This is a genomic window from Enterobacter sp. Li2LvB3 (genome assembly GCF_056156645.1).
The window spans coordinates 94814-116930 of record NZ_JBSICG010000001.1 but is presented as its reverse complement, the minus strand read 5'-3'; the positions used below and the strand labels follow the sequence as shown (position 1 = coordinate 116930).

Genomic DNA, 22117 nt, shown 5'->3' with positions numbered 1-22117 from the left:
AGACAGAGATGAATAATAAGGGCTCCAGCCTGACCCCGGCTCAGGCACTGGAAAAACTCGATGCGCTGTACGAACAGTCTGTTAACGCGTTGCGCAGCGCCATTAGTGAGTACATTGAAAACGGAAAACTTCCCGACGATAAGGCCAGAAGCAATGGCCTTTTTGTTTATCCAGCACTCTCCGTCACCTGGGACGGAAGCGCCACCAGCACGCCAAAAACCCGTGCCTATGCGCGCTTTACGCACTCAGGCTGCTACACCACTACCGTCACCCGCCCTGCCCTGTTCCGCCCTTACCTTGAAGAACAGCTCACGCTGCTGTTCCAGGATTACGGTGCGCACATCAGTGTTGAACCCTCTCGTCATGAAATCCCGTATCCCTATGTGATTGACGGCTCTGCGCTGACTCTTGACCGTTCAATGAGTGCGGGGCTGACGCGTCACTTCCCGACCACAGAGTTGTCGCAGATTGGCGATGAAACCGCGGATGGTATTTATCACCCGGCTGAGTATTCCCCGCTTTCGCATTTTGATGCCCGTCGCGTGGATTTCTCACTGGCCCGCCTGCGCCACTACACCGGCACGCCAGTGGAGCATTTCCAGCCTTTCGTGTTGTTTACCAACTACACCCGCTATGTAGATGAGTTTGTTCGCTGGGGTTGCAGCCAAATCCTTGACCCGGATAGCCCGTATATCGCGCTCTCCTGCGCGGGGGGAATTTGGATCACGGCCGAAACCGAAGCCCCCGAGCAGGCCATTTCCGACCTGGCATGGAAAAAGCACCAGATGCCTGCCTGGCATCTGATCACCGCTGACGGCCAGGGGATCACGCTGATCAACATCGGCGTTGGCCCCTCTAACGCCAAAACCATCTGTGACCATCTGGCGGTGCTGCGCCCGGACGTCTGGCTGATGATTGGCCACTGCGGCGGATTGCGTGAAAGCCAGTTGATTGGCGATTACGTACTGGCTCATGCCTATCTGCGTGACGATCACGTGCTGGATGCGGTACTGCCGCCCGATATCCCGATCCCAAGCATTGCCGAAGTCCAGCGCGCGCTGTACGACGCCACCAAAGAGGTCAGCGGGATGCCGGGCGAAGAAGTTAAACAACGCCTGCGTACCGGCACGGTTGTCACCACCGATGACCGCAACTGGGAGCTGCGCTACTCTGCCTCTGCGCTGCGTTTCAACTTAAGCCGCGCGGTGGCTATCGATATGGAAAGCGCCACCATCGCCGCACAGGGTTACCGGTTCCGCGTTCCTTACGGCACGCTGCTGTGTGTGTCTGATAAACCGCTACACGGGGAAATCAAACTTCCCGGCCAGGCAAATCGTTTCTATGAAGGCGCGATTTCCGAACACCTGCAAATCGGCATTCGCGCCATCGATTTACTGCGTGCGGAAGGCGATAAACTGCACTCCCGCAAATTGCGTACCTTCAACGAGCCGCCGTTCCGCTAATAACAAAAAGGAAAAACAATGCACACCACATCATCGCTCGCTGCACTGCGTCAGTGGCTGGAAGAAAACCATCTCGACGGGATGATCGTCCCACGTGCCGATGCCTGGCAAAGCGAGTACTGCGCGCCGTACGACGAAAAACTGGCCTGGCTGACAGGCTTTGACGGCTCCGCCGGGCTGGCGCTGGTACTGAAAGACAAAGCGCTACTGTTCGTTGATGGCCGCTATCAGGTCCAGGCGCGCGTTCAGGTCAATCTGGACGACGTTGAGATCCACCATCTGCACAACGAGCCGCTGGCACAATGGCTGGCGCAAAACATTAAGGAAGGGACGCGCATTGGTTTTGAGGCGCTGTTGATGACTAATTCAGACTATCAGCAGCTGTCAGCCACGCCGTGCGAGCTGGTGCCGCTGAAGACTTCTCCGTTCGATACGCTATGGGCAGGCCGCCCTGCGGCACCTGCGGGGCTTATCCGCGAGATGCCGGATGCGGTAAGCGGCGAGAGTAGCGCCGATAAACGCCAGCGTGTTGCGAAGATCCTCGCTGAGAAAAATGCGGATTATCTGGCCATTACGCTGCCGGACAACATCGCCTGGCTACTGAACGTGCGCGGTTCTGATATTCCGACCAGCCCGGTTCCCCTCTCATTTGCCCTGCTCAACCGTGACGGTGCTGTTGAGTGGTTTGTTAACGACAACAAGCTGAGCGAACTCCCCGACGCGGTAAAAGAGGCTTTCACGCTTTCACCGCAGGATGCTTTTATCGGGCGTTGTCAGCAGATTTCAAAGGGTAAACGCGTTCTGGTCGACGCCGATTCTGCGCCTGTGGCATTGCGTTTTGCCATTGAGCCACAGGGGGAAATTGTCTGGCAGACTGACCCAATCACCCTGATGAAGGCCGGAAAAAATCCAACTGAGCTTGCCGGATACCGTGACTGCCATCATCAGGATGGCGCGGCGTGGGTGAATTTCCTGGCCTGGCTGTCACGCGAAGTGCCACAACGCGTTGCCGCGGGCAAACCGCTGACGGAACTGGATGTTCAGGCACAGCAGTTGGTGTTCCGCGAGCGTCAGCCAGGTTTTATCGAACAGAGTTTTGCCACTATTTCTGCTTCGTCCAGCAATGCGGCGATGTGCCATTACCACTCAAGTGAAACCAGCAACAAGCCTATTGGTCATGACCATTTTTACCTGAATGACTCCGGCGGTCAGTACCGCAACGGCACCACGGACGCTACGCGCACGCTGGCATGGGGCAAAGTTGAACCACAGCAGCGTTTGCACTACACCGCCGTGCTGAAAGGCTTTTTATCGCTGATTACGCTGCAATTCCCGTCCGGGACTCAGGGGCACCAGTTGGATGCATTTGCGCGTCGCCCGCTGTGGGAAATGGGTCTGGATTACGATCACGGTACCGGACATGGAGTGGGCCATCAGCTGCTTATCCACGAGAACCCGCATCGTTTAGCGAAGAAGGTTAACCCGTGGCCGCTGGTGGCAGGAAATATCATGACCATTGAACCTGGTTACTATCTGGCTGACAGCCACGGTATTCGTATTGAAAACCAGGTGGAAATTGTCGAGAGCCGCCCGGGCTTCTGTAAATTTGCCTCTCTGACCCTGATCCCGATTGACCTGAGCCAGGTTGAGCTGCATTTGTTGAACGAGCAGGAAAAACAGTGGCTGGACGAGTACCACCAGCAGGTTCGCGATGTGTTATCGCCGCGGGTAGACAGCGATGCACGGCCGTGGCTGTTTGAGGCGACGGCGCCGATTCGCGTTACCCGGTAGGGTGCTGTTGTTTTGATGCCGGGTGGCGGCTTTGCCTTACCCGGCAGTTATATTAAAAAGCGTAACCGACAGTTAAATAGTATGCCCACCCTGTTGAATCTATAGTGGTGATATTTCCATCGCTGTTAAATGCTTTACTACCTTCATCAAATTGCCCGCCATGATAGAAATAACGAAGGGTTGCACCGTAGTTCCAGTGAGGATAAACCAGGCTGAGCACGTTGGTGGACACTATCGAACTATTTGTACGCGAGTAAAATTGTTGCTCTCCGCCTGATTCATCTTTTAGGTCTGAACCAAAATCAAAATTGGTAAAACCGACATAACTTAGTTTGCCACCAAATATTGTTGTAAGAGGTATGACATATTTTACCTTGAAGCGATATCCATCCCACTCATTTTCGTTGGCAGCATTGTAATTGTTCCCTTGATATTTGGCATAGATGTTTGCAGATAACGTCATCGGTAGCCCCGTATCAATATCTGTTCCTAGCCCCATATACCAGGTACTCTGTCGCTGCCCTGCGTTGGAACCTGCATCATAGATATAGTTGTGGGCAAAATACCATTCTTTAAATGGACCGAAGCTTAGATCGAGTCCTGTTAACTTGTCGATGCTAAAACGCGGCTCTATCTCTGCAAAAAATGGAGAACCATTGTCCCAAATACCGATATCATTATCATTGCCTATACCAAAAAACTTAGGTAAGTCTGCGTAACCGTAGAAATCAAACCAATCCACATGAGCCCAGGCACGATACTCTGGATATAAGTCTGCTCTTTTTAGTGGCCCAAAGCGAGTTGAGTTGCTTCCAACCACATTAATGCTTTGATGCCACCAGTCTGATAAATATTCATTACTTACAGAGTCTGCCAATGCTGCCGTGGGTAACAGTATAAATACACCTGATAATATATTTGTTATTTTTTGCATAAGTAGAGATTCCTTCCACAGAGGTATGTGGATAAAATTTATTCATTTATAGGAAGTATATTATTGAGTCTATTTAGCCATACTTACGTCGACCACTCTCATCTCAAGATCGGGTTTCAATGGATTATGAGTCTTGACATAATCCATGATTGACTCAGCAGAAGTTGTACTGTTGATCGTTTTGATATTCGTTCCTTTTAAGAACGCGTCAAATCCATCTCCACCCGTCGCGCAAAATGAGTGTGTAGCAACCCGATATGTTTTGGTTAGATCTACTGCTTGATTATCAATAGTGAATTTAATGATTCGCTCACCCAATGGTTTTTTACTGTCATATTCAACATGAACGTTTTTTGAGACTTGCAAAACTCCATTGGTAAGATTAGTTGCGTGGACCATTAAATTGACGAGATCCTTTCCGGTGAGATCCATTTCAATAAGTTCGTTATTAAATGGGAAGGTAGTAATTACATCACCATAACTTAACTCACCTTGTGGTAAATCAGCACGCAACCCTCCGCTGTTTTGTAACCCCACGACGGCGTCTGGCGCTTTAGCCATCATGGCATCAATAACTAAATTACCCACAGGTGACGATTCACCATAAGAACGCGTGAATGCTGTCGTTGTCGACCCAATGATTTGGTCAGTGATACTTTTCAGTTTAGCATTCCACTCATCAATCCTGGCTTGAACTTTTGGGTCCGGTTTATATTCGTCTGCAAATATAGTGATTAGTTTACCGCTATAGCCATCAATTTTTTTAGTCTGCGGGTTTAGATTCAATACAAGTTTACCAATATCGGTACCATACGCATCCGTTGAAACGATAAGCGTGTCATTCACTTTTATTGGCTCAGGTGTACCCACATGAGCATGACCGGTGATTAACACATCAATGCCCTTAAATTTCTTTGCGGTATCGATATCGGCTTGCAACATCCTGGCTACGTCTTTATTTCCATAACTTGACTGGCGCGCTGGCGTACCTTCATGGATAAGCAATACGATGATATCAACCTTGCCTTTTAACGCATCAAGCCCTTTTTGAATGTAAGGTACTTCATCACGGGTCTCTGCGCCAGCGTAAGCCTTAGCGGCAACTGTGTCATAAAATGCAAATTTCTGATGTATACCAATTACGCCAATTTTAACGCCATCTTTTTCGACAATCGTCCAGGGGTTATTCCATACGGGCTTGTCACTTTTGGCATAAAATACATTACCCAGTAAAATAGGGGAATCCGCTTTTGATAACTGTTTAACCATATTATCAACGCCATGGTCAAATTCATGATTCCCCACTGACACCGCATCAAAGGGCATTGCATTCATTATGTCAATAATTGCTTCACCTTTGGTTAAGGTGCTTATATAAGGCCCGGTAAAATAATCTCCCGCATCAAAGAAAAATACATCTTTACTTTTTTTCTTTGCATCATTAACGATGGTTGCTATGTTCGCAAAACCACCGACCAAACGTTCTTTGTCGACGACGGGAACTTTCCCTGGAGATACATGAGCATGTAAATCGTTGGTGTAATAGATCGTCACATCCTTTGCGCTAACTGATGCTGTTAATGTTGCAGACAAACACAATGCAATCAAACTAAGCTTAGTTCTTCTCTTCATAATAAAACCCTTTCAACTTTATGAATAATTATTATATTTCAGTCAAGATCTCATGCAGACATTTGCATGTTTTCATTGTTTTACAGTAACGCCTCCATATCGGCTTTAAAGGCAAGAAATAGTCAATAAAGCCGATTATTCATCAACTGATGACACCACTCGGAAACTATTGCGGCAGAAAAAATTATTTTTTCACATCAGCAACGCGCATACCGGTAAGTTGTTCATCGGTAATGGTGTTACCTGCTTTAAAGTAATCGATCACTGCGTTGTAAACGTAATACCCACCGTTTGTATTACGCGCTTTACCCTCGGTAAACGTGGTGAAGCCGTCGCCACCATCAGCAAGGAAGTTTTGGGTAGCAATGTGATAAACCGTCGCATCCTCAGTCGCCTTGCCATTAAGTGTAAGTTCCAGAACTCGTTGTCCAACAGGCTTACTACTGTCGTACTTCATTTCCACGCCTTTTGAGACCTGCAGCACCCCGTTACTTAAACTTGCACCATGCTCCATCAGACTACGTAATTGTTTACCGGTAAGATCCATAGTGACCAGCTCGTTAGGGAATGGGAATGTACTAATGACCCCCCCCATCGTAATCGCACCAGACGGGATCTCACTGCGGATACCGCCAGAGTTGGTTAAAGCCAACTGTGTAGTTTTACCTGCAGCGGCCAGCAAAGCGTCCGCAGCAAGATTGCCAAGTGAGGCTGATTCACCATATGCACGTGTTAATTCAACCGGCGACTGCGCCACCGTTTGTCCTACCACTTCATCAAGTTTCTTATTCCAGCGGTCAATCACTTGCTTCGTTTGCGGATCCGGCTTCCACTCATCAGCGTATATGGTTTTAAGCTCGAAATTTTTCACCGTAAAGCTATGTGGCTTCTCTTTGTAGTCCAGTACCAGTTTCCCTACATCGATACCACCGCTGTCGGTCGAGAGGATTAGCGTATCACCTACTTTAATCGGTTCCGGCGTACCGACATGCGCATGTCCGGTAATCAGAATATCCAGACCTTTCACCTGGCTTGCCGTCTGAATATCCTTATCCAGCGCACGACGCACATCTGTGCTTCCTATACTGGACTGACGGGCAGGTGTGCCTTCGTGGACCAGCAATACGGTCAAATCCACTTTGTCCTTAAGTTCATCGATATAACGCTGTAACCATTTAATCTCATCCCGTGCTTCAATACCTTCGCGCGTTGTAGCGGAAACGGTATCATCAAAGGCAAACACGCCGTGCAAGCCTATAACGCCAATTTTTACTCCCTCTTTCTCAATAATGGTATATGGCTTATCCCAAAACGCTTTATCGCTGTTCTGATAAAAAATATTGCCCTGTACAATGGGGAATTTCGCCTGGCTAAGCTGGATCAACGTATTATCCCAGCCATCATCAAATTCATGATTGCCCATTGTGACTGCATCAAACGGCATGGTATTCATAATATCAATGATCGCCTTGCCCTTCGTTAAACTGCTGATATAAGGGCCGGTAAAATAGTCACCTGCATCAAAAAACCATGTAGCTTCGTTTTTGCTTTTTTCCTTTTTTACCAGCGTGGTGATATTTGCCCAGCCACCGATGTCACGTTTACCGTCAGCAATCCATGGCACTTTATAAGGTTCCACATGGGCATGGAGATCATTGGTATAAATAATAGTGACATCCTTGGCACAGGCCCAGAATGGTAATGTCAACAAAATACCCGTAGCAATCACTTTTAATTTCATAATTTTCACCTTCATTCACATTAATTTCGGGTATTTTACGTTCTGAAAGACATTGATATGTGCGTCTGTTCACACAATCAAATCGACGTTATAGTTCAAAATCACCGACCTCTTGAAATCGTTGGTGGCTTATGTCGACTTTATTTACAATTAATAGCTGCAAGACGTTTGGGTGTCGCAATTTAGGGTTAGCGACATCTGAAGATTACCGTTGGCCGGACTATCGACTGGGTTATCCGGCATTGCACTGTCGGGCATGTGGTAGTTATCCTCCTCTATTTGAAGCACATCAATTTAATGAATGGTTGTCAGCTCACTTAAGTGCCTATGCTTCTGAAAGTGGCTATTTTTGTCCTGTATGTTATGGCAAAGAAACTATTCGCTATGGTTATAATCCGCAAGGAACACAGCGCGTTCAGTGCCGAACCTGCAAAAAAGTCTGGACACCGAAACGGCAATTACTAAGAGAAATAACATCACCAGAACGGATTGAAACGGTATCTTTAATTGTGCCGTTCCAGGGGAGGAGAGCAGATCAAAAACTGTATGTCCTGTTAAGTTTCGATGCTATTCAAGGTAATATTATTCATATTTCCACTAATTTCACTCAGCATCCCGCCGGGGAAACCCTACGTTATCTCTGCCGAGGGAATATTGAGCCTGATTTGGATCACAGTGATATCGTAAAACACGTTGATATGCGCGAGATGCAATTTCTACATCGCAGTCAGTTCGATGAAATTCAGTACGGAAGTGCTGTACTCAAACGCATTGCAAAAGGTGCTATTCTGCGTCCGGTTATCGCTGCTCATGGGCATTTTCGGGTACTGAACATCCTCTTTCCTGAGATAAAGACACATCTTATTTCTCACGAATGTTTTCTTCGGGGAGCAGTTATTACTGTTTGGGCAAAACTGTTCCGCCAACGACAAGCTGAACTTTGGTATATAGAGGAGGATATAAGCGACAGTGATACGAATATGCCCTGGCATTTTCAGGGTAAAACGCGGCATGGCTGGTGGCAAAGTCAGTGGTCGCTTTGGGTACAGGGAAAAAACCGTAAGATGGTTTGCTCATTAACGAATGGGGATAGCAATAACGCTAAAACACTCTCTTTAGCAGCCAGTAGGCACTATATCCAATGGCTATATAAACAAACGGATTTTATCCATAGCGCTAAATTATCCGCAGGGCGCGTAACACAAATACTATGTTCCCTGGCGCAAGACTACAACTGTAAGATTATGAAGGAAAATGAAAACCGAGAATAATGAGGCCATGTTGCATTTTCCCGTGATCTTATCGTCTTGTGGAGACAGGCACTAAATACCTGGTCTGTATCGTCAAGGGTTCATGCAAATACATGAACCCTTTTAATATATGCAATGTGATCAATTATTTATTAAAACGGATGATCAATCGCACTTGTTCTTTATACATAAACCGTTTCTTTAGTTTACAGTAATTGATGCCGTAGTGATTAGATCAGATAGCTCTGTTTCGTTAAATAATCTTGCACGATAGCCCTCTGCTGGGAATTGCGGCGCACCATCAGGAAGAGAAATTACATCGTAGATGGTGGCAATCATGTTACCGTTCACATCAGAGATAAAGAATGAACGAGCATGGTTGGTAAAAATAACAAAGTAATCATCATGGTCAAACACTCCCCCCATAAAATCAGTCCACTGGACGATAGGTGTGGTTGGCAGTTCGATAGGCGCTTGAATTTCCACAGCCGTTTTCGCTGCTAAGTCAACAGCATAGAACAGAATACGAGCAGGAGGTGTTGAATAGGCATCCGTTGTTGCATCGTCATTCATCGGGCGTACAACAGGATTTCCATCTGCATCAAGACATGATCTATTATCAAAGACAGATAAAACAAATTTCCCCACGGTAGAGTCGATATATTCTGCAAATGCACTATTATTTGTAATGCACACAGTGTGAGCACCATTTTCATAGTGAGTAATACCGGAATTATCAATCTGAATAGTATCTGGATTCACCGGGAATTGAGGGTTGAAATTCCCGGTATCGATCGCCCACAAGATACTACCATCAACGATAGATACGCCAAACGTCGTACTCGTTGAACGGGAATGAACAATAACTGCTTCATCATTATTTGGGCTACTTGCAATCCATGAAAGTGAGTTTAAATGAATATCATTAGGAGTACTGTTATTCAAAATTTGAGTACCGCTATACTCACTGGTGTAATTTTTTGCCCAAATCATTTTCCCGGTCTGATCGTTAAATTTAAGAACCAAAGAATCTTGCCCCATCGTGTTGGTTATACGATTAGGACTATCGTTACCGAACATATAAATATCGCCAGCTGAGTCCCAGACTAAATCGTGAGTATTTGAATAGTGATTGCCATCTGAATCACGCATGTCGAATTCAAAGATAACATTACCGAGAATGTCAATTTTGAAAAAGCGACGACCATACCACGACATATCTTCATCGCTACCAGTATAGATGTAACCATTGTGAATTCTCAGCGGCTGGAGATGATACACTGATAAGAAGTTAAAACGCAGGTCACCATTTTGATCGTAACCTCGGCCAGTCGATTGCATCAACCAACTATTTCCCCAAACAGATGTAAACAGCGCAGGATCAGTTTGTTCAATATCGAGATGGAAGATTACAGATTTATCATAAACCTGATCCACCGTGCTAACAGAGAATGGTTGATTGAAAACTTCAGCCCCAGTTTCGTCCTTAAACACAACCTGAACGTCGTTTGCATATTGTGCATAAAGACCAATGACAGGAATTTTTATGGTTTGAGAAACACCATAAATCAGCTCCGAGGAATAGGTGAAATCTACGCTAGTCGAACTGGTTGTCCGTTTTGCTACAGTGTAAGAGTAGCTAACTGGTGTATCTGAAGTAAAATAAAGATAAGCAGCAAGTTGGTTGTCAGCCGGTGCAAGTTCAGTTTTAACATAAGTAATTGTCATGATTTTATTCCTTTTGGATTTAAGATTTAAAATACGATTTTTATTAAACACCCATACATATAGAACATAATAATATCCATATATTATTATTTGATTAGATATGTACAGTAATTGCTTGTATAGGCAATAGTTTACCTACTACTTTCAGCAGTAATTAAAAATGGATGTGTATTGTAGTACTCCTCTTACAAAATAGCTGTGTAAACAGCGACGTGGCTAATCATCCTGCAAATGCAGGTGTACCGTATTATCTGTATAAAAGATCTGTGAGAAACTTTCAGATGCTATTATGGATACATTTTCCTTGAGAGCTGAAAATGAACACCATCCTTTATTTCCGTCCAGTTACCACCCCATTCAATATCAACATCCAACTCCTTCGCAGCCTGAAACACTGCTGTGGCAATTGTTTGGTAATGTTTAAACTCCCATGAGGCGGTACCATTTATAACTGCAAATATATCAACAGCGTGCCCCGTTAAATGCCTGCTATTTGACGTTAATGATTTCCCTGCTGCCAATAGTTCAAGCTGCCGTTTTTGGTTTCTTAACCCTTCTGAAATACCAAAATCAACAGGTGATAATTTCAATGCTTTTCTCATTACATCAGAAAGGTCTTTATGTACGCCTTTAAGATTTTTTTCAGTAGTTTTACTGAATTCATGGTTCATCATTGTCATCTCCAGAGATTTTTTTCCAGTAATAATTAAGGGCAACAACGCCCATTGCACCTGATATGCCACTAACCGCAAGTGAAGTATGAAATACCGAACCAAGGCTTTGTGACATCAATCCAGAAAGTACACCGGTAAAACCTGAAACAATAATTTGTGCTAATGCCGTAAATAAACTTCGTCCAGACTGACCAGACTTAACATCAAGGATATATCTGACAAGACCTCCCCACGCACCGAATAATATTATGTAAATCCAGCTAAAGAACGCATTTGTTGATGGGTCTTTCCATGGCAAAACAATTACCTCCTAAAAGGTTGAAAAAGTAAAAACGTTACCGTCCGATGAGATTATTTTTTCGTAACTGAGCTATTGCTTTTGCTATGTAGTGAATAATAAACGTTGAGCAACCCTGTTTTGTGATGAATGTCACACGGAATGCAATTAATAGCTTGTATCGATCAATCTACTGCGAATGATAGTTAATATTTATTGATTGTAATCATACTATTTAGTAGTGGAATGCATAAGAGGGGCAAGCGGGAGGGGGAAACCCGATAGCGCGACGACTACTGGGTTTAAGTAGGGAATGATGCTGGAGCCGTAACGCTCTGACCTTCGAGGATTTTGCAGTACCTGGGGGGTTCAATCGCGTCGATGGGTGAACGCGGTAGTTACAGTGAGGGTGAAAACATTTCGCTGGCGCAAAAAAGCAAAAAGCCTGCTTTAAAAGCAGGCTTTTCAAATTTGGCTCCTCTGACTGGACTCGAACCAGTGACATACGGATTAACAGTCCGCCGTTCTACCGACTGAACTACAGAGGAATCGTGTGAACGGGGCGCATATTATCGATGCTACCCGATGATGTCAAAGGCAGAATGCAGATTTCTGATCGTTTGCCGAATTATTCTCCACTTCGTGCATTTGGCAGGCATTCTTTGGATTCGGTATCGACAATTTCGGTTTTTTGGCGGGGATATTTCCATAGCCAGCGCCCGCTCACCATTCTCCAGTAGAACAGAACTCCGCGCACAGCCCAGTCGAGGAACATCCCCAGCCAGACACCGACCACGCCCATTCCCAGCATAATCCCCAGCGTATACCCCGCCACTACGCGACACCCCCACATGCCCAGCATCGATACCCACATGGCAAAGCGGGCGTCGCGCGCACCTTTCAGCCCGGCAGGAAGCACCCAGGAGGCCGCCCAGATCGGCATAAATGCGGCGTTGAGCCAAATCAGGATCTTAACGACCTCTTTAACATCCTCTTCATGGGTGTAGAACGATGCCATCAGCCCGGCAAAAGGCGCGCTACCCCACGCAATTGCGGTCAGCCCGATGGTTGAGAGCCAAAAAACGTGGCGCAACTGGCGTTCAGCCTGCCCTACCTGCCCTTTTCCAAGCCGTTTGCCAGTGATAATTGTCGAAGCAGAGCCGAGGGCATTACCTGGCAGGTTGATGAGTGAGGCGATAGAGAAGGCAATAAAATTCCCCGCGATAACATCGGTCCCCATTCCTGCCACGAACATCTGCGTGAGCAGCTTACCGCCGTTAAACAACACCGATTCGATACTGGCCGGGATACCAATCCCCATGACTTCCCAGATAATGGCGAAATTGAGCGGTCGGAAATAGCTTTTCAGCGAGAGGCGGAGTGACGGCGTCATACCGGTCATCAGTACCCCAATAATGGCCGCCGCGCCGATATAACGCGAAATAGTCAGCCCAAGCCCTGCCCCGGCAAAACCCAGCCCGTTCCATGAGAACACACCGTAAATCAGAATACTGCTGATGATGATATTCAGGATGTTCATGCCGCCGTTAATCAGCAACGGAATTTTGGTATTCCCTGCCCCGCGTAACGCCCCGCTACCAATGAGTGCTATCGCCGCTGCCGGATAACTCAATACCGTCATTTCCAGATAGGTCAGCGCCAGCGCTTTCACTTCATCCGTTGCCTCGCCCGCCACAACGTCGATAATTTCTTTACCGAAATAGTGGATCACCGCCGCAAGAATGACGGAGAAGATGGTCATGATCATCAGCGACTGTCTGGCAGCCTCGCGAGCGCGTTTGGGATCCAGTTTTCCCAGACTGAACGCAACGACAACCGTTGTCCCCAGGTCAATCGCGGCAAAGAAAGACATCACCACCATGTTAAAACTGTCTGCCAGACCCACACCGGCCATTGCCTCTTTTCCAAGCCAGCTCACCAGGAAGGTGCTTAACACCCCCATCAGCAGGACGCAGGTATTCTCCAGAAAAATGGGAACAGCAAGAGGGGTAATTTCACGCCAGAAGAGAACACGATAACTTTTACGTTTTGCGTACCAGGGCGTGCGCATAATCGCCTGGCGTATGGGGGCGGTGACGTTCAAAATGGACCTTAGCGAGAAAGTTGAAACTCCATTTCAAATGATGATGGAGAAATGCTCATCCTGCAAAGTATTTTCCATAAAAATATGTTTGGAATTACAACAAACTGACGACAGATTCAGCAATTGAACATTTTTACCTAAGATCAGGTTTGACAAAACTTTTTTCGCCGCTAAGATAAGCCTCCACAACGATTCCTCTGTAGTTCAGTCGGTAGAACGGCGGACTGTTAATCCGTATGTCACTGGTTCGAGTCCAGTCAGAGGAGCCACATTCTGAAAAGCCTGCTTTTAAAGCAGGCTTTTTGCTTTTCAGCACCAGGCAATATGCCCCTCCTCCATCGAAGCTATTGCAGCCCCTGCTGTTCCCCCTTATGTTAAGCCATTCTCTTGTTCAATGGTGATGAAGCATGAACCCTTTGTTTGTCTACGGCACGCTGCAACCAGGCCACTCAAACGCGCATATTCTGGAAAACATCGGTGGCGAATGGCTGCCCGGTTACGTGAAAGGCACCTTTTACGCACGCGGATGGGGTGCAGCGGCCGATTTCCCGGGGATTGTCCTGGATGAACACGGCGCGCGCGTTGACGGCTATCTGTTTGTTTCCGACAACCTTGAAACGCACTGGCCGATGCTGGACGAATTTGAAGAGGGTTACGACCGGGTAGAAGTCAGTGTTACCACGCTTGAAGGCCAGCACGTTACGGCGTGGATTTATCAATTACAGCCGCGCGCCGCGAGTTAAAACAAAAAGGCTCTCTGTCACCAGAGAGCCTTTTTCACGTTCAGCAATGATTACTCGCTTTTTGCTTCACCGTTTTTGATTTCGCCCATCACTTTCAGCTTTTTGGAGATGTCGCGACGTTCTTTGGACAGCTCAGCATTTTTGATGATGTAGTCATCAACACGGTCTTCATAGTCGCTCTTCATGCTGGCGATAATGCCCTGAATAGCTTCAACGCTCATACCTGGCTTGATGTAATCGCTCAGGTTATCCAGCAGCAGAACACGTTTCTGGTTGTCACGGATCTTCTTCTCAACGTCCTGGATTTCACGCTGTAATTTGTTTTTGCGGCGGAACAGGCGGACGAATTCCAGAACATCCTGGAACGAAGGCTTGGTAGTTTCCATTTTTACACCCCTGATAATGTGAGATTCGGATTCGTTAAAGCAACCGTTGTAACAGTAACCTTACTGACAGCGGTCGCGAATGACAATGAGTATATCGTTTAACGCTATCATAACCCCAATTGCTGCTGAATCGAAGCAGCAGGCGTCACATAAGGCGATAGCTGCTTTTTATTTGCGCAGCGCCCGGCAGATCAGATGCGACAAAAGTTCAAGCTGGCGCGCCAGCTCCATGCTCAGCCAGACGTAGCCGTGGATCGGTGTTTCAGCCACATTGTCGCTCTGGCGTTCGTGAATAAGTTGCTTCAGCTCGGCAACAATTTCATTCAGACGTTCGCTGTTTGCCAGAATAGGCTGCGGATTCCCTTCATAGAGCGCGTGAGCAATGGTTAACAGCGTCTGTTGCGTCATCTGCTGCGTCTCTTTCAACGTGTGTGCGTTAAGCATCAGCAGATGGCTGGGGCGAGAAGCCCAGTGTGCGTTGATTTGCAATTCAAGCATACAGACAAGATTACGACTGACCGTCTGAATCGCTTCGAATACGGATTTCTGGATGTGGGTTTCTTTGCTGGCCGGGTTAATCAGCCCCCGCATCTTTACCACCTCATTGAGGATTTTTTGCAGATGCTTTTCAAGGCGCGGGCGCTCAACCAGGTTAGGGGAAAAACCGGTCTGATACACCCGGTTAAAAGCCATCACGTAGTTTGCCATCTGGATACGCCAGTGAAGGAAAGCACGCTGTGGCCAAATCCCGGTGAACAGCATCGCCAGCAGTGAGCCGAGAATAACATCCCCGCTTCGCCAGAGAGCGGTTGTCATATCACCTGCAGGCGCACCCACCACTACCGCAAGCGTGATACCAATTAGCAGTGCCTGATACGGTTTTTTCCCAAGCGCCAGCCAGCCGCAAAGGAACATAGCGCCGGCGCACCACGCCAGCATGACCGGAAACGAGATGAGTTCCAGTTTCAGGGCAATGAGCCCCAGTGCAGAGCCTAAAACAGTGCCACCGATACGCTCAAAAGCCCGTGGGACGACATTTCCCCAGAACGAGATTGGTCCCATGATGACCACCAGCGTGATCAGCGGCCACGTTCCTTCCGGGACATTCAGCAAGCGTACCAGTACAAAAGTCAGTACAAAGGCCAGCGCTATGCGGCAGCCATGCACAACGCGATAGTGTTGGTACAACCGAATTTCAAACGGCGTTAATGATTTGTCGGGACGCACACCCGCTCTCCAGCAGCTCGGCAAACCACAATTGTACTGTGTTTTCAGCCGGGCGGATCACACCCGGCTGAAAAACCCTGCTTTTACCAGGATTAACCCGCTTTGTGCTCAACGGCGACGTACATTTCAATGTCCCAGTAGCCGTCTGCATTGCCATCGTTCAGGTAGCGTTCAAAACAGGGTTTAGGGGCACACTGATAGTGGTGGTCCTGCAAAAGAGAGTTGAAGAATTGATACCAGGGCGTCGCAAAATCAAAATTCTCGACCCTGGCAGTGGCGACAGCGTAGTCGCCAGCAGCAATTTCGGTCATCATCACCCCTTCACTGTTCTCGGGAATGACAAAATCTTCCGGCACCGTTACCGCCGTGTCACAGCGCAGTTTTTCTGCCGGTACTACATCCGGGTTATCGTAGTAAACAGCAACCCATTCCAGCGGCTGAATCTGACGCCCGTCAACCCACATGACCAGTTGTTCAAAGCCCTGTTTGACCGTTTTTTCCCACGGCCCGACCAGGTGAAAGCCTGCGATTTTACGTTTCTGTTGCTGCCTGATGCTGTAGTCCATGCTGCCTCCGTTTATTACTGTATATTTATACACTATAAATCAGATTTTCTATGAACAACAAATGAGGAGTGTTTATTATGTGAGCAGACTCGCATCCCTGCCAGTCTGCTGAAAGCGGTAAACTTACGCGGTTAGATTTTGTGGTGCAGATAGTCGCCGAGACGCGAGAATAAGCCACCTTTATCAACGCGTTCCAGCGTTACCAGCGGCCAGTGCGCCACAACCTTATCCCGGTCGTAGAGCTGAATTTCCCCTACTCGCTGATGCGCAGCTATCGGCGCTTCCAGCTCTTTTTTATCCAGCACATATTTCGCTTTGATGTTTGGTACTTCCGCTTTTGGCAGTGCCAGCCAGAAATCCTGATCCGTGCCGAGCGTTACCTGCTCTCTATCACCGTACCAGATACGCTCTGTGCCCACTTTTTTACCCTTATGCAGGATCTGCACCGTATCGAAATTCTGTTGCCCCCAGTGCAGCAACTTACGTGCCTGATCTTCACGGCCTTTCGGACTATCAGCCCCCATCACCACCGCAATTAAGCGGCGCTGACCGTCTACGGCAGAGGCAATCAGGTTAAAGCCTGCCCCGGATGTATGTCCTGTTTTCAGCCCGTCCACGTTCATGGTTTTATCCCACAGCAGGCCGTTACGGTTCTGCTGGGTGATCCCATTCCAGGTCAGGCTCTTTTCGCTATACATATGGTAAAAATCAGGCTCGCCGTGAATGATTGCCCGGGACAGAACTGCCAGGTCATAGGCGGAGCTGTGCTGCCCCGACGCATCCAGGCCATGAACCGTTTCGAAGTGCGTATCGCGCAGATTCAGCTTTTGCACATAGTCATTCATCATGTTGACGAACTGCGGCTGGCCGCCCGCCACATGGTCTGCCAGTGCCACACAGGCGTCGTTACCGGAATCGACAATCAGGCCTCTGCTCAGGTCACGGACGGACACCCGATCGCCAGGTTTCAGGAACATCAGGGATGAACCATCAAACACCGGGTTCCCTTTCGCCCACGCATCGCGGCCCACGGTGACGATATCGTCCGGGGTGATGCGGTGACTATCAATTGCGCGATCGACAACATATCCCGTCATCAGCTTTGTCAGGCTCGCCGGATTGCGTTGCTGGTGTTCGTTGCCCGCCGTTAAAATTTGACCAGTGGTGTAATCCATCAGTACCCAGGATCCTGCCTGGATAGCGGGTGGCTGCGGTGAAAAATCAAGCGGTTCGGCAGCCAGCGCAGATGAGATACTCGAAGCAAGTAAAGAAACAGCAATAAACAGACGGCGTTTCAACGGTATATCCTCAGGTCATTAAAAATCGTTGACCTTTTTACGGGACTTCTGATGTCGTTACCTGCCTTAATTGCAAAAAAATGTGACAGACAACATGTTTTACCTGAAGCCATCTCGCAAATTTCACGCCAGAGGGCGCTTTTTATTCGGTCTGTACATCACGATCGTTTACCATAGTGACGTCAATTTTTAACAGGATGGTATTACTGGTGTCTGACTCTGCCGCGCGCCCAACATTTTTATTCCACGATTACGAAACCTTTGGTACCCACCCGGCGCTGGACAGGCCATCCCAGTTTGCCGCCATCCGTACCGATGAAGATTTCAATATCATTGGCGAGCCGGAAGTCTTTTACTGCAAGCCCGCTGATGACTACCTGCCGCAGCCAGGTGCTGTCATGGTGACCGGCATTACGCCGCAGGAAGCTCGAGATAAAGGGGTTAACGAGGCTGACTTCGCTCGCCGTATCCACGCTCTGTTTACCGTCCCGAATACCTGTGTGGTGGGTTACAACAACATCCGCTTTGATGATGAAGTGACGCGCAACATCTTCTACCGTAATTTTTACGATCCGTACGCCTGGAGCTGGCAGAACCGTAATTCACGCTGGGATTTGCTCGACATCATGCGCGCCTGCTATGCGCTGCGCCCGGAGGGTATCAACTGGCCGGAAAACGACGATGGCTTGCCGAGTTTCAGACTGGAACACCTCACCCGCGCCAATGGCATTGAACACAGCAATGCCCACGATGCGATGGCGGATGTTTACGCCACTATCGCCATGGCAAAACTGGTGAAGGCCGCACAGCCGCGCCTGTTTGAGTATCTGTTAAGCCATCGCAGCAAGCACAAGCTCACCACGCTGATTGATGTCCCGCAGATGAAACCGCTGGTACATATTTCCGGGATGTTTGGTGCCTGGCGCGGGAATACCAGCTGGATTGCCCCTCTGGCCTGGCACCCTGACAATCGCAATGCCGTGATTATGGTCGATCTGGCCGGTGACATTTCGCCACTACTGGAGCTCGACAGCGATACACTGCGCGAGCGACTGTATACCCCAAAAAATGAACTGGGCGACCTGCCCGCGGTTCCGGTCAAACTGGTGCATATCAACAAATGTCCGGTACTGGCGCAGGCCAACACGCTGCGCCCGGAAGATGCTGAGCGCCTCGGAATCAATCGCCAGCACTGCCTGGATAACCTCAAAGTGTTGCGTGAAAACCCAGAGGTGCGTGAAAAAGTCGTCGCCATTTTTGCTGAAGCAGAGCCGTTTGTGGCATCTGATAATGTCGATGCGCAACTGTATAACGGCTTTTTCAGTGATGCCGACCGCACCGCCATGAATATCGTCCTGAATACCGAACCGCGTAACTTACCGGCACTGGATATCACCTTCGCTGACAAGCGCATTGAGAAGCTGATGTTTAATTACCGGGCACGTAACTATCCCGGTACGCTGGATGAGGTGGAGCAAGAACGCTGGCTCCAGCATCGCCGTAACGTCTTTACACCAGAGTACCTTCAGCAATACGCCCAGGAGCTTGAGTCGTTATATAACCAGTACGAAGGCGATGCCGAAAAGCAGGCGCTATTAAAAGCCCTGTTCCAGTACGCACAAGAGATAGTCTGAGTTACGGGTATAAAAAAGCCGGAGGCGATGTCTCCGGCTTTTTTTTTGCCCGCTGGCGCGGGCCTAAGGATTTGCTGGCAAGTCGTTATGCAACGTCTTCGTACTGAGGAACCGGGTTGCGGAAACTCTTGGTTACGCAAGCCAGATAAATCAGACCAATACCGCCCCAGATCAGACCCAGAACCATTGAACTTTCTTCCAGGTTAATCCACAGCGCGCCAACGGTCAGCGCACCACATACCGGCAGGAACAGGTAGTTGAAGTGGTCTTTCAGCGTTTTGTTACGCTTCTCACGGATCCAGAACTGAGAGATCACGGAGAGGTTCACGAAGGTAAATGCCACCAGCGCACCGAAGTTAATCAGCGCCGTTGCGGTTACCAGGTCAAAGTTGATGGCCAGCAGAGCGATGGCACCAACAAGCAGCACGTTCCACGCCGGAGTACGCCATTTCGGATGAACGTAGCCGAAGAAACGGGTTGGGAACACACCGTCACGACCCATCACGTACATCAGACGAGAAACACCTGCGTGCGCCGCCATACCGGATGCCAGAACGGTTACGCTTGAGAAGATCAGCACGCCCCACTGGAAAGTCTTGCCTGCAACATACAGCATGATTTCAGGCTGTGACGCATCCGGATCTTTAAAGCGAGAGATATCCGGGAAGTACAGTTGCAGGAAGTAAGAAGCACCAATGAAGATGATGCCGCCAATCAGCGCAGTCAGGAAGATGGCGCGAGGGATCACACGCTCGGCATCTTTCGTCTCTTCAGACAGAGAAGAGATACCGTCGAAGCCCAGGAACGAGAAGCACAGGATAGTCGCACCAGTAATCATCGGCACAACGTGCGCACCTTCAGACCAGAACGGACGCGTGCTCGCCAGCGTACCTGCGCCTTCACCGTGGGACACACCGTAGATGATCAGGCCAACAATGACAGAAACAATACCCATTTGCAGGATAACAATCAGGGTGTTGAAGTTCGCCACGGTCTTGATGCTGCGCAGGTTAGAGATGGTCATAAAGGCCACCAGCGCAACAACGAAGATCCACGATGGTACGGAAGGCACCAGCGCTTCAAAGTAAATTTTTGCCAGCAGAATGTTGATCATCGGCATGAACAAATAGTCCAGCAGGGATGACCAGCCCACCATAAAGCCAACCGCCGGGCTAATGGATTTCTGAGCATAGGTGTAGGCAGAGCCAGCGGACGGGAAACGACGAACCAGTTTACCGTAGCTCAGCGCTGTAAAGAGAATGGCGACCAGCGCAAAGGCGTACGCCGTTGCAACGTGACCGTCAGTAAGGCCTGATACGATACCGAATGTATCGAACAGCGTCATTGGTTGCATATAGGCAAGGCCCATCATAACAACCGGAATCAACGTAAGTGTCTTACGTAATTCCACGCGAGAGGTTTTTGGAGTTGCGTTAAGCGACATGGTTAATCTCCTTTACGGTGATAACCGCCACGTAAGCGAAAAATTGCCCCATTTTCTGTATTCCTCAGCGACAACAACTGTCGGATTTTAGTAAATATCTATCCGGTACGAAGCCCGGCCTCTTGGTTTTTAGTTTCGTTTCATACATGCAAAAAAAAATAACCGACGCCTTTTATATCGTCGATTATTCATTTGTTTGCAGCGGCGGCATTTTGCCCTATTCCTGACACAAAAGGCAATAGATTGAGAAGCACAACAATAATTTCTTTTCACTAACCGGTTGATTTATCAACATCAGGCGGAGTGTAAACCGCAGCGATAGCACTATTTGCTAAAATTTCGGCTCGCCACCAGGCGCTTGCAAGCCCGGCTGTTTGTTCATTCCAGCCAACCCACACAGATTCATTATTACTTTGTGCGACGACCTGCTTCTCAACCAGCGCGCCGCTTTCAATATATCGTTGCGCCAAATAACGCGGAAGGTAACCGCATCCGAGCCCGCTTATTTGCAGCTCAAGCTTGGTTTTAAAATCGAATACCGTAATCGCTTCCTGGCAATCTAGCTGCTGCGAGGGTGTCATATATTCAGGGTGCGAGCTGTCTCCCACCACAATAGCCCTAAATCCTCTGAGAGTACGACGATTAATCGGCTCAGGCTCTTGCGCTAACGGGTGATGTGGCGCAACGGCAAATACTTGTTCCAGAATACCCAGCCGCGCAAAACCGAAATCGCTCAGTTGAGGCGGTTCATGCAATGCACCAACAATGATATCCGCTCTCCCCTGCGTTAACGCATCCCAGGAGCCACCCAGTACGCCATTAATAAAGATTAACCGTGTCACGCTGTGGCGCTGATAAAACGCTTCGATAAGCGGCGTCAGAAGAGAAAAAGGAAAGGTATCATCGACGCCTATCACCAGCTCATTTTCCCAGCCCTGGTGAAGCTTAATGGCTTGTTTTTCCAGTTCACGTACCGTGTGCAGGACTTCACGACCCTTTTCCAGCAGCATCTGGCCGGTACGGGTAAAACGCGCACGATGCCCGGAGCGATCAAGAAGCTGGATATTCAGATCGCTCTCCAGTTTATGCACGGTGTAACTCAGCGCTGAAGGCGTTTTGTAGAGCTTCGCCGATGCAGCCGCGAAGCTCCCCTCTTTTTCCAGCGCATCCAGAATAATAAGAACATCCAGCAACGGTTTCATGTTCGCCCCCACGCGGCGTGCGA

At 48.4% G+C, this 22117-nt stretch carries 19 protein-coding genes and 2 tRNA genes; 6 read left to right on the top strand and 15 right to left on the bottom strand.

The features are described from left to right. Positions 1–8 precede the first annotated feature (8 nt). Both ACS603_RS00510 and ACS603_RS00505 read left to right on the top strand, forming a co-directional pair. The gene (locus tag ACS603_RS00510) at positions 9–1463 is read left to right on the top strand and encodes an AMP nucleosidase (protein WP_474943580.1); all 1455 of its coding nucleotides are present in this window, start codon (positions 9–11) and stop codon (positions 1461–1463) included. Positions 1464–1481: 18 nt separating this feature from the next. Further along, positions 1482–3254, top strand: coding sequence for an aminopeptidase P family protein (locus tag ACS603_RS00505; RefSeq protein ID WP_474943579.1), 1773 nt, complete (start codon positions 1482–1484; stop codon positions 3252–3254). A 52-nt stretch (positions 3255–3306) separates the two neighbouring features. On the opposite strand, the gene ACS603_RS00500 is transcribed toward ACS603_RS00505, so the two are convergent. From ACS603_RS00500 to ACS603_RS00490, 3 genes are all read right to left on the bottom strand, one after another. After that, positions 3307–4188, bottom strand: coding sequence for a nucleoside-specific channel-forming protein Tsx (locus ACS603_RS00500; RefSeq protein WP_474943578.1), 882 nt, complete (start codon positions 4186–4188; stop codon positions 3307–3309). Positions 4189–4257: 69 nt separating this feature from the next. After that, positions 4258–5820, bottom strand: coding sequence for a bifunctional metallophosphatase/5'-nucleotidase (locus ACS603_RS00495; RefSeq protein WP_474943577.1), 1563 nt, complete (start codon positions 5818–5820; stop codon positions 4258–4260). Positions 5821–6004: 184 nt separating this feature from the next. Further along, entirely contained in the window at positions 6005–7561 is a 1557-nt protein-coding gene (locus ACS603_RS00490; protein ID WP_474943576.1) for a bifunctional metallophosphatase/5'-nucleotidase, read from the bottom strand. A 131-nt stretch (positions 7562–7692) separates the two neighbouring features. Here ACS603_RS00490 and ACS603_RS00485 point away from each other — a divergent pair, with 131 nt between their 5' ends. Beyond that, positions 7693–8832 carry a cytoplasmic protein gene (locus ACS603_RS00485; RefSeq protein WP_474943575.1) on the top strand — a complete coding sequence of 380 codons (1140 nt, stop codon included), beginning with the start codon at positions 7693–7695 and terminating at the stop codon, positions 8830–8832. 180 nt (positions 8833–9012) lie between these two features. Here ACS603_RS00485 and ACS603_RS00480 read toward each other — a convergent pair whose 3' ends face one another. From ACS603_RS00480 to emmdR, 5 genes are all read right to left on the bottom strand, one after another. After that, positions 9013–10539, bottom strand: coding sequence for an aryl-sulfate sulfotransferase (locus tag ACS603_RS00480; protein ID WP_182061640.1), 1527 nt, complete (start codon positions 10537–10539; stop codon positions 9013–9015). A 287-nt stretch (positions 10540–10826) separates the two neighbouring features. Then, on the bottom strand, positions 10827–11213 hold the full coding sequence (locus ACS603_RS00475) for a M15 family metallopeptidase (protein WP_182061641.1): 387 nt from the start codon (positions 11211–11213) through the stop codon (positions 10827–10829). Beyond that, on the bottom strand, positions 11200–11511 hold the full coding sequence (locus ACS603_RS00470; RefSeq protein WP_259349665.1) for a phage holin family protein: 312 nt from the start codon (positions 11509–11511) through the stop codon (positions 11200–11202). Before ACS603_RS00470 ends, ACS603_RS00475 begins: the two co-directional genes overlap by 14 nt. 451 nt (positions 11512–11962) lie before the next feature. Next, positions 11963–12038: transfer RNA gene (locus ACS603_RS00465), tRNA-Asn, on the bottom strand. An 80-nt stretch (positions 12039–12118) separates the two neighbouring features. Continuing rightward, the gene (gene emmdR, locus ACS603_RS00460; RefSeq protein ID WP_315686108.1) at positions 12119–13561 is read right to left on the bottom strand and encodes a multidrug efflux MATE transporter EmmdR; all 1443 of its coding nucleotides are present in this window, start codon (positions 13559–13561) and stop codon (positions 12119–12121) included. A 226-nt stretch (positions 13562–13787) separates the two neighbouring features. Here emmdR and ACS603_RS00455 point away from each other — a divergent pair. Together ACS603_RS00455 and ACS603_RS00450 are read left to right on the top strand one after the other, a co-directional pair. After that, positions 13788–13863 (top strand) — tRNA-Asn (locus tag ACS603_RS00455). 138 nt (positions 13864–14001) lie between these two features. Continuing rightward, positions 14002–14337, top strand: a complete 336-nt coding sequence (locus tag ACS603_RS00450; protein WP_474943574.1) for a gamma-glutamylcyclotransferase family protein — start codon at positions 14002–14004, stop codon at positions 14335–14337. Positions 14338–14387: 50 nt separating this feature from the next. On the opposite strand, the gene ACS603_RS00445 is transcribed toward ACS603_RS00450, so the two are convergent. From ACS603_RS00445 to dacD, 4 genes are all read right to left on the bottom strand, one after another. Continuing rightward, complete coding sequence (locus ACS603_RS00445; protein ID WP_008499467.1) at positions 14388–14723, bottom strand: DUF496 family protein; 336 nt, start codon at positions 14721–14723, stop codon at positions 14388–14390. Between the two features lie 168 nt (positions 14724–14891). Next, positions 14892–15950: an FUSC family protein gene (locus ACS603_RS00440; RefSeq protein WP_182061644.1), complete on the bottom strand. Its 1059-nt coding sequence runs from the start codon at positions 15948–15950 to the stop codon at positions 14892–14894. A 92-nt stretch (positions 15951–16042) separates the two neighbouring features. Beyond that, positions 16043–16516 (bottom strand): DNA gyrase inhibitor SbmC, encoded by a 474-nt coding sequence (gene sbmC, locus ACS603_RS00435; protein ID WP_395677914.1) that lies wholly within the window; start codon positions 16514–16516, stop codon positions 16043–16045. A 131-nt stretch (positions 16517–16647) separates the two neighbouring features. After that, positions 16648–17814: a serine-type D-Ala-D-Ala carboxypeptidase DacD gene (gene dacD / locus ACS603_RS00430; protein ID WP_474943573.1), complete on the bottom strand. Its 1167-nt coding sequence runs from the start codon at positions 17812–17814 to the stop codon at positions 16648–16650. A gap of 197 nt (positions 17815–18011) precedes the next feature. Between dacD and sbcB the strand changes: the two genes are divergently transcribed. After that, entirely contained in the window at positions 18012–19448 is a 1437-nt protein-coding gene (gene sbcB, locus ACS603_RS00425; protein WP_474943628.1) for an exodeoxyribonuclease I, read from the top strand. Between the two features lie 85 nt (positions 19449–19533). On the opposite strand, the gene ACS603_RS00420 is transcribed toward sbcB, so the two are convergent. The 3 genes from ACS603_RS00420 to ACS603_RS00410 all read right to left on the bottom strand — a co-directional run bounded on the left by ACS603_RS00420 (position 19534) and on the right by ACS603_RS00410 (position 22094). Next, positions 19534–20892: an APC family permease gene (locus ACS603_RS00420; protein WP_182061650.1), complete on the bottom strand. Its 1359-nt coding sequence runs from the start codon at positions 20890–20892 to the stop codon at positions 19534–19536. Next, positions 20882–20944 (bottom strand): membrane protein YoeI, encoded by a 63-nt coding sequence (gene yoeI / locus ACS603_RS00415; protein WP_128738933.1) that lies wholly within the window; start codon positions 20942–20944, stop codon positions 20882–20884. The genes ACS603_RS00420 and yoeI overlap by 11 nt, the downstream gene beginning before the upstream one ends. A gap of 220 nt (positions 20945–21164) precedes the next feature. Next, a complete protein-coding gene (locus tag ACS603_RS00410; RefSeq protein WP_315686118.1) occupies positions 21165–22094 on the bottom strand; it encodes a LysR substrate-binding domain-containing protein in 930 nt (309 codons plus the stop codon). Between the last annotated feature and the right edge of the window lie 23 nt (positions 22095–22117).